Origin of the sequence: Micromonospora sp. NPDC007271 (assembly GCF_040634005.1) — a bacterium.
Taxonomy (GTDB): Bacteria; Actinomycetota; Actinomycetes; order Mycobacteriales; family Micromonosporaceae; genus Micromonospora.
Genome location: NZ_JBEYER010000049.1, coordinates 24,847 through 37,941 on the forward strand (window position 1 = coordinate 24,847; position 13,095 = coordinate 37,941).

12 protein-coding genes are annotated in these 13,095 nt (G+C 75.4%); 6 read left to right on the forward strand and 6 right to left on the reverse strand.

Translation table 11 applies throughout. The features are described 5' to 3' along the window. Positions 1 to 84: 84 nt before the first annotated feature. Genes ABZ570_RS18790 through ABZ570_RS18805 form a run of 4 tightly spaced genes read right to left on the reverse strand, consistent with a single transcriptional unit; the run spans position 85 to position 3,633 of the window. Positions 85 to 1,194: a beta-eliminating lyase-related protein gene (locus tag ABZ570_RS18790; protein WP_358064719.1), complete on the reverse strand. Its 1,110-nt coding sequence runs from the start codon at positions 1,192 to 1,194 to the stop codon at positions 85 to 87. After that, complete coding sequence (locus tag ABZ570_RS18795; RefSeq protein ID WP_358064722.1) at positions 1,191 to 2,381, reverse strand: pyridoxal phosphate-dependent aminotransferase; 1,191 nt, start codon at positions 2,379 to 2,381, stop codon at positions 1,191 to 1,193. The genes ABZ570_RS18790 and ABZ570_RS18795 overlap by 4 nt, the downstream gene beginning before the upstream one ends. 46 nt (positions 2,382 to 2,427) lie before the next feature. Continuing rightward, positions 2,428 to 3,117 (reverse strand): MmpS family transport accessory protein, encoded by a 690-nt coding sequence (locus ABZ570_RS18800; protein WP_358064725.1) that lies wholly within the window; start codon positions 3,115 to 3,117, stop codon positions 2,428 to 2,430. A 54-nt stretch (positions 3,118 to 3,171) separates the two neighbouring features. Next, positions 3,172 to 3,633, reverse strand: a complete 462-nt coding sequence (locus tag ABZ570_RS18805) for an MmpS family transport accessory protein (RefSeq protein WP_358064728.1) — start codon at positions 3,631 to 3,633, stop codon at positions 3,172 to 3,174. 656 nt (positions 3,634 to 4,289) lie between these two features. Between ABZ570_RS18805 and glmS the strand changes: the two genes are divergently transcribed. Next, positions 4,290 to 6,203: a glutamine--fructose-6-phosphate transaminase (isomerizing) gene (glmS, locus tag ABZ570_RS18810; protein ID WP_358064731.1), complete on the forward strand. Its 1,914-nt coding sequence runs from the start codon at positions 4,290 to 4,292 to the stop codon at positions 6,201 to 6,203. Between the two features lie 65 nt (positions 6,204 to 6,268). On the opposite strand, the gene ABZ570_RS18815 is transcribed toward glmS, so the two are convergent. Then, on the reverse strand, positions 6,269 to 7,903 hold the full coding sequence (locus ABZ570_RS18815; protein ID WP_358064734.1) for an alpha/beta hydrolase: 1,635 nt from the start codon (positions 7,901 to 7,903) through the stop codon (positions 6,269 to 6,271). Next, the gene (locus ABZ570_RS18820) at positions 7,900 to 8,196 is read right to left on the reverse strand and encodes a type VII secretion target (RefSeq protein ID WP_358064737.1); all 297 of its coding nucleotides are present in this window, start codon (positions 8,194 to 8,196) and stop codon (positions 7,900 to 7,902) included. Before ABZ570_RS18820 ends, ABZ570_RS18815 begins: the two co-directional genes overlap by 4 nt. A 226-nt stretch (positions 8,197 to 8,422) precedes the next feature. Here ABZ570_RS18820 and ABZ570_RS18825 point away from each other — a divergent pair, with 226 nt between their 5' ends. The 5 genes from ABZ570_RS18825 (at position 8,423) to tsaE (ending at position 13,086) form a co-directional block, all read left to right on the forward strand. Further along, on the forward strand, positions 8,423 to 8,791 hold the full coding sequence (locus ABZ570_RS18825; RefSeq protein ID WP_358064740.1) for a holo-ACP synthase: 369 nt from the start codon (positions 8,423 to 8,425) through the stop codon (positions 8,789 to 8,791). Positions 8,792 to 8,846: 55 nt separating this feature from the next. After that, positions 8,847 to 10,316, forward strand: coding sequence for an NAD(P)H-hydrate dehydratase (locus tag ABZ570_RS18830; protein ID WP_358064743.1), 1,470 nt, complete (start codon positions 8,847 to 8,849; stop codon positions 10,314 to 10,316). Between the two features lie 96 nt (positions 10,317 to 10,412). Beyond that, positions 10,413 to 11,531 carry an alanine racemase gene (gene alr / locus ABZ570_RS18835; protein ID WP_358064746.1) on the forward strand — a complete coding sequence of 373 codons (1,119 nt, stop codon included), beginning with the start codon at positions 10,413 to 10,415 and terminating at the stop codon, positions 11,529 to 11,531. Then, positions 11,528 to 12,607, forward strand: a complete 1,080-nt coding sequence (locus tag ABZ570_RS18840) for an alpha/beta hydrolase (RefSeq protein ID WP_358064749.1) — start codon at positions 11,528 to 11,530, stop codon at positions 12,605 to 12,607. Before alr ends, ABZ570_RS18840 begins: the two co-directional genes overlap by 4 nt. Beyond that, on the forward strand, positions 12,604 to 13,086 hold the full coding sequence (gene tsaE, locus ABZ570_RS18845) for a tRNA (adenosine(37)-N6)-threonylcarbamoyltransferase complex ATPase subunit type 1 TsaE (protein ID WP_358064752.1): 483 nt from the start codon (positions 12,604 to 12,606) through the stop codon (positions 13,084 to 13,086). Before ABZ570_RS18840 ends, tsaE begins: the two co-directional genes overlap by 4 nt. The last annotated feature ends 9 nt before the right edge of the window (positions 13,087 to 13,095 follow it).

Consider the following 13,095-nt stretch of genomic DNA (forward strand, 5'->3'; position numbering starts at 1 on the left):
TGGGGCGCGCGGGCCTGGCGGTGGCAGCACCACCCGTACGAAGCCAGCCACCCCACCGCGACGACCTGGCCGATCGCCCGGTGGTCAGCTCCGCGGCAGCCGGCGCAGGAAGCGGTCGGCCAGGTCGAGGACCTGGCCGGCATCCAGTTCCAGCGCCGGCCCGGCCACGGTGACCTCGGCCAGCGCGGTCCCGGGCACCTCGGTGTCCCGCCAGCCGCCGACGAACCACGCCTTCTCGTCCTCGGCGAGGGCCAGGTTGGCGTCGTTGAGAGCCGCCGCCGGATGCGGCAGCCAGAGCCGGAACTGGTGCGTGTGCGGGGGCGCCGGGTGCACTCGCGCGCCGGGCAGGGTGGCCAGGGCCGCGGCCACCAGCTTCGCGTGCGCCACGTAGCCCGGCAGCCGGGGCAGCTCGTGCCTCAGGCCGGCCAGCGCGGCGAGGGCCGCCGGCCACTGCTGGAACAGGTTGCCGCCGTAGCGGTGCCGCCAGGCCCGGGCGTACCGGACCAGCTCCGCGGAGCCGGCCAACGCCGCGCCGGAGTGCCCGCCGAGGGACTTGTAGAACGAGACGTACGTGCTGTCGGCCAGGGCGGCGATCTCGGCCGTCGAGCGTCCCAGATGGACGGTCGACTCCCAGAGCCGGGCACCGTCCAGGTGTACCCGGACGCCCTGCTGCCGGGCCGCCCCGACCACCGCCACCAGCTCGTCCCAGCTGGGCAGGACGAACCCGGCGTCACGCAGCGGCAACTCCAGCAGCAGCGTGCCGATCGGCTCGTCGAGCCCGGCCACCTCCTCCGCCGTCGGGTTGCGCGGCGCCCCCGTGGTCAGCACCGCCCGCAACCCGCCGAGCACGGCGTACGCGTCCCGCTCGTGGACCAGCGGGTGGTTGAGCGGGTGCAGACCGACCGTGTCCCGGCCGGTCAGCTCGGCGCCGTAGCGCAGAGCGACCTGCTGGGCCATGGTGCCGGTGGGGAAGAAGGCGACCGCCTCGACGCCGAGCAGCTCGCCGACCCGGCGTTCCAGCTCCTCGACCGCGCCACCCTCGCCGTAGAAGTCGGGCAGCAGGTCGTCGGCCACGGTGGCCCGGATCGCCGCCAGATGCTCGGCTACCGACTCCGGTCGCGCCCCGGAGAGCACGGTGTCGCAGCCGCGCAGTGCGGTGAGCCGACGAACCCGGTCGGCGTACGCGTCGGTCACCGCTCCTCCTTCGCCAGCAGGCGCAGCCGGCCCACCGCCTCGGTCAGCACCTCGGGCCGTTTGCAGAAGGCGAACCGAACCAGCCGCCGCCCCGCCTCCGCGTCGTCGTAGAAGACCTGGGTCGGCACCGCCACCACGCCGCAGCGCTCCGGCAGCGAGCGGCAGAACTCCACCCCGTCCCGGTCGCCGAGCGGCGTGACGTCGGCGGTGACGAAGTACGTGCCCTCGGGGACGAACACCCGGAACCCGGCGTCGGTGAGCCCGGCGACGAGCTGGTCCCGCCGCCGCTGCAGGTCGTCCCGGAAGTCGGCGAAGTACGCGTCCGGCAGGGCGAGCGCCACCGCGACGGCCGGTTGCAGCGGCCCGGCGTTGACGAAGGTGAGGAACTGCTTCACCCGCAGCACCGCGGAGACCAGCGGCGGGGGACCGCTCACCCAGCCGACCTTCCACCCCGTGCAGGAGAAGGTCTTGCCGGCCGAGGAGATCCGCAACGTCCGTTCGCGCATACCGGGGAGCGTGGCCAGCGGCACGTGCGGCGCGGCCGCGTCGCTGAAGATCAGGTGCTCGTACACCTCGTCGGTGACCGCGTAGGCGTCGTGCTCCCGGCACAGCTCGGCGACCAGGGCCAGCTCGTCGGCGGTGAAGACCTTGCCGGTCGGGTTGTGCGGGGAGTTCAGCAGCACCAGCCGGGTCCGCGGCCCGAACGCGGCGCGCAACTCGGCCGGGTCGACGGCGTACCGGCCGTCGGCGGCGGGGCGCAGCGTGACCGGCCGGCGGACCGCGCCGGCCAGGGCGATCGAGGCGGCGTACGAGTCGTAGTACGGCTCGAAGCAGACCACCTCGTCGCCCGGCTCGCAGAGGGCGAGGATGCTGGCGGCGATCGCCTCGGTGGCGCCCGCGGTCACCACGATCTCGCCGTCCGGGTCGTACTCGAGGTCCCAGAACCGGCGCTGGTGGGCCGCGACGGCCCCGCGCAACGCCGGGATGCCCGGCCCCGGCGGGTACTGGTTGTGCCCGGTGCGCAGCGCCTCGGCGGCCGCGGCGAGCATCTCCGGCGGGCCGTCGGTGTCGGGGAAGCCCTGCCCGAGGTTGACCGCGCCGGTACGCACGGCGAGCGCGGACATCTCGGCGAAGATGGTGGTGCCGAACGGCCGCATCCGGGCCACCAGCGGATCGGTCGTCGTCACGCGGGCCAGCCTACGGCCCGGCGCGGAAGCCGCAAACCCGCCGGCGCTACCAGCCGAAGCAGCCGCACCGCCAGCCGGCGGGGCCGACCGACTCGGTGACCGGCCGGCCGCCGTTGATCGTCAAAGCGCAGGTGATTGTCCGGCCTCCCTGGTCGTGGGCCTTGGCCCCCTGCAGCAACGCCTGGCTGGGGTCGTCGGTGCGGATGGTGCGGTGCCAGGGCAGCGGCACGTTCTCGAGCTGGACCAGGTAGCCGTCCGCATCCCGGTACAGGATGTCGGCCGGTCCCTGCCCGGTGACGGCGTAGGCGACGGCGAACCGGCCGGGTCCGGTGGACGGGGTCGACGCGGGCCTCCGAGACGGGGTCGGATCCGGCGACGGCGGCGCGACCACGCTCTGCTCCTCGTCGGGGCCGGCCGCCGTGTCGGTGGGCTGCTGCTGGGTCACCGGGTCGCCGCCGTACCCCTGGTCGGGCAGGTTGATCAGGAGGGACACCGCGCCGAGGCACCCGAAGGCCGCCAGCGCGACCGCCGCGACGGCGGCGAGTACGACGGTGGTGAGTCGCCCGGTGTCGAGCCGCCGCCGAGGCGCGCCGGCTTCGCCGACTGGCGGCAGGACGGGCAGTTCGTCGGTCGCGGCAGGCGGCGCGGCACGGTCGGCCGCTGGGGGTCGGGGCGGGTCCGGCGGAACCCAGGGCGCACTCGGATCGTGCTCGTGGTGCGGGTCTCCGAAGGCCACCGGGGCACCGTACAGGCACACCAGCACGCCGCCGACGCCGCAAGCCCGCCGGGGCTACCAGCCGAAGCAGGTCGCTCCGTACACCCCCGAGTCGCGCGAGACGACCTTCCCGTTGATGGTGATCGAGCAGGTCACCTTGTCGTCTCTCGTCAGGTCGGCCGGCGAGACGATGAGCTGCACCCGCTCGCGGTCGTTGGCGGTTAACGCCATCCGCCACGGTGTCTCCACCCCGTCGACCTGGAAGAAGTCGGCGTTGGCGTCGTAGAACTGGATGTCCGCGGTGCCCGTCCCGGCCACCTCGTAGACGACCGTCAGCGTGCCGGGCCCGCCCGACGGCGTCGTGGCCGGGTCGCGGGGCGGTGCCGAGGTGCCCTCGTCCTCGTCGGGCACGTAACCGGGGTGGTACGGCTCGCCGGACCCCACCGGGTCCTCGGCGAAGCTGCTGAGCACGGTCAGACCGACGCAGCCGCACAGGGCGAGCACCAGGACGGCGGCCACGGCCACCACGATCGCCACGGTCCGCCCACCGTTCGTCGAGGGCGGCGTCGACCCGGGGTACGCGTACGGCGGCGGGTAGCCGGCGGGAGGCCAGCCGGGTGCGGGGTACCCGGGCCAGGGGTGCCCAGGTGGCGGGGTGGCGCCCGGCGCGGGCGGGCCCGGCACGCCGGTGCTGGGCGCACTGGGTACGCCGCTGGCACCCGCCCCGCCGGTGCCCGCCGACGGACCGGCGGGCGACCAGGGCGCTGGCGGACCGGCGGGCGACCAGGGCGCTGGCGGAGCCCACGGCGTCGGCGTGGCCAGTGGGTCCGGCGGGGACCAGGCTGGCGGCTCCGGGACGGCCGGTGGCGCGGTCGGGTCGGTCGGGCTCCCACCGGCCTGCGGATCAGGGGAGGACATTGCCTCGGACATCGGCTCAGCTCGCAGGGGGACGGGCGCGGACACCGCCGCGGAGGGGACGGGCAGCAGGTTCGGGTCGGGCGGCCGACCGGACCACGGCCTTCAATGTAGGGGACGGTGGCTCGGGCCGGGGACGCGCGACCCGCGCACCGGGCACCCACCCTGCGTGGTTTATCCGATCCGAGCCCTCTGTCCGCCCGTTCGCTCAAATTCAGTGATCGTTTACCCGGCTTCCGAGCACCCATGGTGAGCGAAACTGGGTTAGGCTGCGGACCATGTGTGGAATCGTGGGTTACGCCGGTGGGCGCCCGGCGCTCGGCATCGTGCTCGACGGACTGCGGCGGCTGGAATACCGCGGCTACGACTCGGCCGGCGTGGCCGTCGTCTGCGACGACGAGCTGCTGACCGAGAAGAAGGCTGGCAAGCTGGCCAACCTGGAGAAGGTCCTCGCCGAGCGGGCCGCCAGCGACCCGGAATCCTGCGCCGCCAGCCCGATCGGCATCGGCGACGGCACCACCGGCATCGGCCACACCCGCTGGGCCACCCACGGCGGGCCGACCGATCGCAACGCCCACCCGCACCTGTCCCCCGATGGCCGGGTGGCGGTGATCCACAACGGCATCATCGAGAACTTCGCCAAGCTCCGCGCCGAACTGGAGGAGGACGGCGTCGAGTTCGCCAGCGACACCGACACGGAGTGCGCCGCGCACCTGCTCGCCCAGGCGCTGGCCGGCCTGCGCTCCGCCGGCCAGGTCGACAGCCCGCAGCTGCTCGCCGCCGCGATGCGGCTGGTCTGCCAGCGGCTGGAGGGTGCCTTCACGCTGCTCGCCGTCGACGCGGGGATCCCCGGCGCGGTGGTCGGCGCCCGGCGCAACTCGCCTCTGGTGGTCGGTCGCGGCGACGGGGAGAACTACCTGGCCAGCGACGTGGCCGCGTTCATCGAGCACACCCGCGACGCGGTCGAGCTGGGTCAGGACCAGATCGTCCTGATCACCCCGGACAGCATCGAGATCACCGACTTCGCCGGCCAGCCGGCCACCGGCAAGGACTTCCACATCGACTGGGACTCCTCCGCGGCGGAGAAGGGCGGCTACGACTGGTTCATGCTCAAGGAGATCGAGGAGCAGCCGCAGGCGATCGCCGACACGCTGCTCGGCCGGCTCACCGAGACCGGTGAGATCGCCCTCGACGAGGTCCGCCTCAGCGAGCAGGACCTGCGCGACGTCGACAAGATCTTCATCGTCGCCTGCGGCACCGCGTACCACTCCGGCCTGGTCGCCAAGTACGCCATCGAGCACTGGACCCGGATCCCCTGTGAGGTGGAGCTGGCCAGCGAGTTCCGCTACCGCGACCCGGTGCTGGACCGGTCCACCCTGATCGTGGTGATCTCGCAGTCCGGCGAGACCATGGACACCCTGATGGCCCTGCGGCACGCCAAGGAGCAGAAGGCCCGGGTGCTGGCCATCTGCAACACCAACGGCTCCACCATCCCGCGCGAGTCGGACGCCGTCCTCTACACCCACGGCGGGCCGGAGATCGCGGTCGCCTCCACCAAGGCGTTCCTCACCCAGCTCGTCGCCTGCTACCTGATCGGCCTGCACCTGGCCCAGGTGCGCGGGATCAAGTTCGCCGACGAGGTGGGCGCGGTCGTCGCCCAGTTGCAGGAGATGCCGGGCAAGCTGCGCGAGCTGCTCGACCGGATCGAGCCGGTCCGCGAGCTCGCCCGCGAGCTGAAGTCCGAGCCGACCGTGCTCTTCATCGGCCGGCACGTCGGCTACCCGGTGGCGCTGGAGGGCGCGCTGAAGCTCAAGGAGCTGGCGTACATGCACGCCGAGGGCTTCGCCGCCGGTGAGCTGAAGCACGGCCCGATCGCGCTGATCGACAAGGGCACCCCGGTGATCTGCATCGTGCCCTCGCCGATCGGCCGGGGCATGCTGCACGACAAGGTCGTCTCCAACATCCAGGAGGTGCGGGCCCGGGGTGCCCGCACCATCGTGATCGCGGAGGAGGGGGACGAGGCGGTCGTCCGCTACGCCGACCACCTGATCTACGTGCCGCGTACGCCCACACTGCTGGCGCCGCTGGTGACCACGGTGCCGCTCCAGGTGCTGGCCGCCGAGATCGCCGCCGCCCGCGGACACGACGTCGACCAGCCGCGCAACCTGGCCAAGTCGGTCACCGTCGAGTAGCCGGCCTCGGCACGGCCCCTCCGCCTCGTGGTGGAGGGGCCGCGCCGCGTCCGGCCCGGTGGCGCTCACCGGCCCAGCACGATCCGGGCCATGCCGTCCAGCGCCGGGTTGCCGGCCTCCCAGTAGCCGCTGTGGCCGTACCGGCCGCTGGGAAAGCGCCGGCCGCCGAAGCCCGGGTCGCTCGGGTCCCGCCCGAACCACAGCTCGTGGCCGTCCAGGGCGGCCGCCGCCGGGCCGAGGGGCGTCCCGGTCAGCATCGCCCGGCGGGCCAGCTCCTCCGGCGACCGGGCCAGCCGGATCACGTCGTCCGGGGCGGTGCTGGCCCAGACCTGCCCGGGCGGCATGCGCAGCTCGCCCGCGTGCTCGACGCCCACCCCGGGCGAGCCGACGAAGACCAACGCGTCGGCGCTCAGCCCGTGGTCGCGGGCCGCCATGCCGACCACCACCGAGCCGTAGCTGTGCCCGAGCACGGTCTGCCGGGCCGGCGGGCCCTCGTGCGAGGCGCGCAGCCCCTCCTGAAACCGGTGCAGCGCCGGCCCGGCGTCCTCGGCCTGCCGGGACCGGGTCGCCTCGGGGAGGACATCCGGCGCGTCGTAGTCCAGCCAGAGCACCGCCGCCGTCTCCTCGCCCGGCCCGAGCGCCGCGCAGCGGCCCAGCACCCGGGCGGCCCGGCCCAGCTCCCCCGGGGCGTCGGCGAGGTCCGTGCCCGTCCCCGGCACGTACGTCAGCACCGCGCCGGCCCGGTCCGGGTTGCCCAGCGCCACCACCGCCCGCCCGTCCCCGGTGGGGTCCAGCCCCAGCAGGTACGCCCGGGGTGGCTCCGACGCGGTCAGTCGCCCGCCCAGCGCGTCCAGGCCGCGCAGCGCCGCCTCCACCCGGGCCAGCCGGGCCACCCGGGCCAGCTCGGCCGGGCCCGGCGGCAGCGGGGTCAGCAACCGCCGGCGCCGGGCGAGCAGCTCCTCGCGCCGCCCGCCCAGCAGCAGCCGGTTGGCCTGATCCCGAGCCGCCACCGGCACCCCGTCGAGGCGGCCGACCCGGGTCGGCTCGTGCCCGACCAGCCAGCGGCGCTCGGCCGGGGTGAGCCCGGCCCACCACCGGCTCACCTCGACCGGACCGGCACCGGGCGGCGGCCGCCCGGGGGGCGGGACGCTCACCCACCCGCTGGCCGCCGCCGTGCTCAACGTGCCCAGCCGGGCGGCGGCCTCCCGGTCCGCCGCGCCGGCCAGCGCCAGCGCACCGCGTACCTCGGCCGCCACCTGGGTCAGCGCCGGCCCGAGCCGGTCGCCGGGGTGGGACCGGGCCGGATCGGGCCGGACCGCACCCGTCCGCTCCACCAGCAGGCCGCCCGCGTCGGCGTGCGCCACCGCGGCGGCGAGCCGGGCCTTCGCCGCGGCCAGCCGGGCGGCGAACTCGGCGAGCACCTGATCGGCCTCGATCAGCGCGGGCAGCACATCGGTCAGCGCGTCGCGCAGCCCGCCGATCCGCCCGCGCGCCGCGGTGGCGGCCCCACCGGACCAGCCGGGACGCAGGGCGGCGATCCGGGCGTCCAGCCCGTCGGCCCGTCGCCGGACCGGGGCGGTGAGGCCCCGCCAGGCCGCCCCGGCCGCGACCCAGGCACCCGGGTCCGCCCGCCAGAGCTGGGTGTAGCCGACCGGCGGGGACGGGTCGGCGGCCGGGCGGACGAACGGGGTGCCGTTCACCGGGGAACCCCGGCGAGCCGCCGGGCGGCCCGCTCGTCCACCGTCTCGTAGCTGTCGGCGGCGGCCCGGACCGCCTCGGCGGTGGCCGCCGTCCGGACGGCGAGCAGCGCGCACCAGCGGTGCGTCGCGGCCTCCAACTCGGCCAGCGCCGCCCCGACCCGCCAACCGTCGGCCGGCGTCACCAGCCCGGGCACGCCGGCCAGCGACTGTGCCAGCGCGTACGCGTCGTCGCCCAGTTTCCGGGCGACGCCGCGCAGCAGCTCCGGCTCGACGGCGAACGGCTCCTCGGTCATCGGTGCCTCCCCACGGCAGAGGCCGCCGACGGTGGACTCCGGCGGCGGACGGACGCCCGCGCCGCGGCGGGCGGATCGGGCACCGGGGACGCTAGGGGGCGGGCGACCGCCCGCACCGGCCCTGTGGACAACCGGCGGTGGTCATACCCGCGGGTTGTCCACAGGCGTTGTCCACCGCGCACCCGGTGGCTAAGCTGCGGCCGCGACCGCCGGTAGGGTGAGGTTCGTGATCGTGGCGGTCGGCATCGACGTCGTACTGGTGGACCGGTTCGCCCGGGCCCTGGCGCGGACGCCGCTGCTCGCCGACCGCCTCTTCACCGAGGCCGAGCGGTACACCCGCTCCGGCAATCCGCGTTCGCCCGAGTCGCTGGCCGCGCGCTTCGCCGCGAAGGAGGCGGTGGCCAAGGCGCTCGGCGCGCCGGCCGGGCTGAGCTGGCACGACTGCGAGATCGTGCCGGATCCGGACGGTCGACCCTGGTTGACCGTCTCGGGCACGGTCGCCGCCGCCGCGGCCGAACGCGGGATCAACCGCTGGCATCTGTCGCTGTCGCACGACGGCGGCATCGCGTCGGCGATGGTGGTCGCGGAACGGTGAACCGACCGGGCGGGCCGGCCGGCCCGCCCGGGACGAGCGGACGGGACGGGGTGGCATGAAACCGGTGTGGCGGGTCGCGGACGTACGCGCGGCGGAGGCGGGCCTGATGGCCACCCTGCCGCCGGGGACGCTGATGCAGCGGGCCGCCGCCGGGCTGGCCCGCCGCTGCGCGCTGCTGCTCGCCGATCGGGGTGGCGTCTACGGTGCCCGGGTGCTGCTGCTGGTCGGCTCCGGCGACAACGGCGGCGACGCCCTGTACGCGGGCGCGCACCTGGCCCGGCGGGGCGCGGCGGTGTCCGCGCTGCTGCTCACCCCGGGCCGGGCGCACGCCGAGGGGCTGGCCGCACTGCGGGCGGCCGGTGGGCGCGTCGTCGACCGGCCCCCGACCCTGGTGGACCTGGTGCTCGACGGCATCGTCGGGATCGGCGGCACCGGCGGGCTGCGGGAGACCGCCGAGCAACTCGCGGCGAGCCTGGCGGCGCGCTCCGGGCGGGACGGCACCCGGGCCACCGTGGTGGCGGTGGACGTGCCCAGCGGCGTCGCGGTGGACACCGGCCACGTGCCGCTCACCGCCGCCGGCCGCCCCTGCGCGGTACGCGCCGACGTGACGGTCGCCTTCGGCGCGCTGAAGCCGGCCCTGGTGGTCGGCCCGGCCGCCGCGCTCGCCGGGCACGTCGAGCTGGTCGACATCGGGCTGGGGCCGTGGCTGCGCGGCACCCCGGCGCTGCGGGTCACCGAGTGGTCGGACGTGGCCGACTGGTGGCCCCGGTTGGGGCCGTCCGCCGAGAAGTACGGCCGGGGCGTGGTCGGGGTGGCGACCGGCTCGGCCACGTACCCGGGTGCCGCCGTGCTCTCGGTCGGCGGCGCCCTGGCCGGGCCGACCGGCATGATCCGGTACGCGGGGGGTGCCCGAGCCGAGGTGCTGCACCAGCATCCGTCGGTGATCGCCACCGGCCGGGTCGCCGACGCCGGCCGGGTGCAGGCCTGGGTCTGCGGCTCGGGGCTGGGCACCGGCGAGGAGGCCGCCGCCGAGCTGCGCGCGGTGCTCGCCGCGCCGGTGCCGGTGGTGCTCGACGCCGACGCGCTGACCCTGCTGGTCGACGGCGCGATGGCGGACCTGCTGCGCAAGCGGGACGCCCCGATCGTGGTGACCCCGCACGACCGGGAGTACGCCCGGCTCTGCGGCGAGAACCCGGGGACGGACCGGGTCGGGTCGGCGTTGCGGCTGGCCGCCTGGATGAACGCCGTGGTGCTGCTCAAGGGCGACCGCACGATCATCGGCACCCCGGACGGCCGGGCGTACGTCAACCCGACCGGCACCGCGGTGCTGGCCACCGGGGGCACCGGCGACGTGCTGGCCGGGCTGCTCGGCTCGCTGCTCGCCGCCGGGTTGCCGGCCGAGCGGGCGGCCGCCGCGGCGGCGTACCTGCACGGGCTGGCCGGCCGGGAGGCGGCCCGGGGCGGTCCGGTGACCGCGCCCGACGTGGCCACCGCGCTCCGTCCGGTGCTCGCCCGGCTGGGCTGACCGCGTCGCCGGCTGCCGGCGTGCCCCGGCCCGATCCGGCGAGCGGACCGGGCGGCTCACGGCCGCTGTGATCAGCGGCGGAAGTAGGCTGGGGGCATGTGGCAGGCTGAGGTGCGCGTCGACCTGGACGCGATCCGGGAGAACGTGGCCCAGCTCAAGGCGGGCACCAGCGCCGAGCTGATGGCGGTGGTCAAGGCGGACGGTTACGGTCATGGCATGGCCCCGGCCGCCCGCGCCGCGCTCGACGCCGGCGCGGACTGGCTCGGGGTCTGCACCCTCGACGAGGCGCTCACCCTGCGCCGGGAGGGCATCACCGCGCCCGTGCTGGCCTGGTTGCTCGCCCCGGGGCTGCCGCTGCACGACGGCGTCGCGGTCGGCGTCGACCTGGGCTGCGCGAGCCTCACCCAGCTGGACGAGCTGGTCGAGGCGGGCCGCCGGGCGGACCGGCCGGCCCGGGTGCACCTGAAGATCGACACCGGCCTGTCGCGCGGCGGCGCGACCGTCGCCGACTGGCCCGCCCTGCTGGAGGCCGCGGCGAAGGCCCAGGCGGACGGCCTGGTCGAGGTGGTCGGGGCGTGGAGCCACTTCGCGTACGCGGACTCGCCCGGCCACCCCACCATCGACCGGCAGCTCGCGGTCTTCGAAGAGGGGCTGGCCATGGCCGAGAAGGCGGGGCTGCGCCCCCAGTACCGGCACCTGGCCAACTCGGCCGCCACCCTGACCCGCCGGGATGCCCACTTCGACCTGGTCCGTCCCGGCCTGGCCGTCTACGGTCTCTCGCCGATCGCCGGTGAGCGGTTCGGCCTGCGCCCGGCGATGACCGCCCGGGCCCGGGTGATGCTGACCAAGCGGGTCCCGGCCGGCACCGGCGTGTCGTACGGTCACACCTACCTCACCGAGCGGGAGGCCAACCTGGCCGTCGTTCCGCTCGGGTACGCCGACGGGGTGCCCCGGCACGCCTCCAGCACCGGCCCGGTGCAGCTCGGCGGTAAGCGGCGGACCATCGCCGGCCGTGTCTGCATGGACCAGTTCGTGCTGGACTGCGGCGACGACGAGGTGGCGGCCGGAGACGTTGCCACGCTCTTCGGCAGCGGCGTGGGCGGCGAGCCCACCGCGGACGACTGGGCCGAAGCCGTGGGCACGATCAACTACGAGATCGTGACCCGGTTCGGCGGGGTCCGGGTGCCCCGCGTCTACGACGGCGAGCGCCCGTGAGGATCCCCCGGCCACGCACCGCCGCCGGCCGGGTCGCCGGAGTGGTCGGTGCCGCCGTCGGCGTCGCCGCGGCCGGGCTCGCCGCGGGCGTGGTGAGCGAGCGGCTCCTGATCCGCCGTCTCAAGACCGACCCCACCGATCCGTACGCCCAGGAGGTCTTCGGCGAGCAACGGTACGACGAGGCGCTCCGGCTGGAGATGCCGGACGGCACCGACATCCACGTGGAGGTGGTCGAGCCGACCCGGCCGGTCGCCGGGCACCCGACCGTGGTGCTGGTGCACGGTTTCTGCCTGGACATGGGGACCTTCCACTTCCAGCGCAAGCTGCTCGCCGCACGCGGCGACTACCGGATCGTCGCCTACGACCAGCCGGGGCACGGCCGCTCCGGGAGGCTGGAGACCGGCGAGTACGACCTGGCCACGCTGGGCCGGACCCTGCGCCGGGTGATCGACGAGGTGGCTCCGGAGGGGCCGCTGGTGCTGGTCGGCCACTCCATGGGCGGCATGACGATCATGGCACTGGCCGAGCTGTACCCGGAGCTGTTCGGCGACCGGGTGGTCGGCATCGTGCTGGTGGCCACCTCGGGCGGCCTGCTCGCCGAGACGAAGCTGGTGGCTCCCGCGCTGCTCGGCCGGGTCGGCGGGCCGGTGCTCTACATGATGAGCAACGCCGCCCGCTACGGCGGCACGATGATCGACAAGGCTCGGCAGTCCACGTCCAACGTCGCCTGGCTGCTGACCCGCAGGTACGGCTTCGGCACCCCGAAGCCCAGCCCCGCCCTGGTGTCGTACGTCGAGACGATGAACTCGCGCACCTCCGCCGACACGGTCACCCGTTACCTGCGCACGCTGGCCACCCACTCCCGCTTCCCGGCGCTGGCCGCGCTGGCCGGCACGCCGGTGCTGGTGATCGTGGGGGACAAGGACATGATCACGCCGGTGACCCACTCCGAGGAGATCGTCCGGCGGCTGCCGCACGCCGAGTACGTGAAGATCCACGACAGCGGGCACGTGGTGATGCTGGAGCACGCCGACGAGGTCAACGCGGCGCTGGAAGCCTTCCTGGAGGCGCTGTGACCGTCGTCGTGGAGCTGAAGACGGTCGACGACACCCACGAGTTCGGCCGTCGGCTGGCCCGTCTGCTGCACGCCGGTGACCTGCTGCTGCTCAGCGGCCCGCTGGGCGCCGGCAAGACCGCGCTGACCCAGGGCATCGGCGGCGGTCTCGGCGTACGCGGCGACATCACCTCGCCGACCTTCGTGATCGCCCGGGTGCACCGGCCGGACCCGGCCCGGGGTGGGCGGGTGACCCTGGTGCACGCCGACGCGTACCGGCTGGGGGAGTCCGCCGATCCGCGCGCGGAGATCGACGACCTGGACCTGGACGCCTCGGTTGACGAGGCGGTGACCGTGGTCGAGTGGGGCGAGGGGATGGTCGAGCAGTTGGTCGACGCGCACCTGCGGGTCCGCATCGATCGGCGGGACGACGACACCCGGGTGGTCACGCTGGAGCCGGTCGGCGGCGACTGGGCCCGGCGCCTCGCCGCCCTCGACTGACGACTGTCG

Excerpts from the sequence above, each read along its gene's own strand:
- alr (WP_358064746.1), top strand. The coding sequence starts at position 10,413 with ATGTGGCAGGCTGAGGTGCGCGTCGACCTGGACGCGATCCGGGAGAAC.
- ABZ570_RS18830 (WP_358064743.1), top strand. The coding sequence starts at position 8,847 with ATGAAACCGGTGTGGCGGGTCGCGGACGTACGCGCGGCGGAGGCGGGC.
- glmS (WP_358064731.1), top strand. The coding sequence starts at position 4,290 with ATGTGTGGAATCGTGGGTTACGCCGGTGGGCGCCCGGCGCTCGGCATC.
- ABZ570_RS18820 (WP_358064737.1), bottom strand. The coding sequence starts at position 8,196 with ATGACCGAGGAGCCGTTCGCCGTCGAGCCGGAGCTGCTGCGCGGCGTC.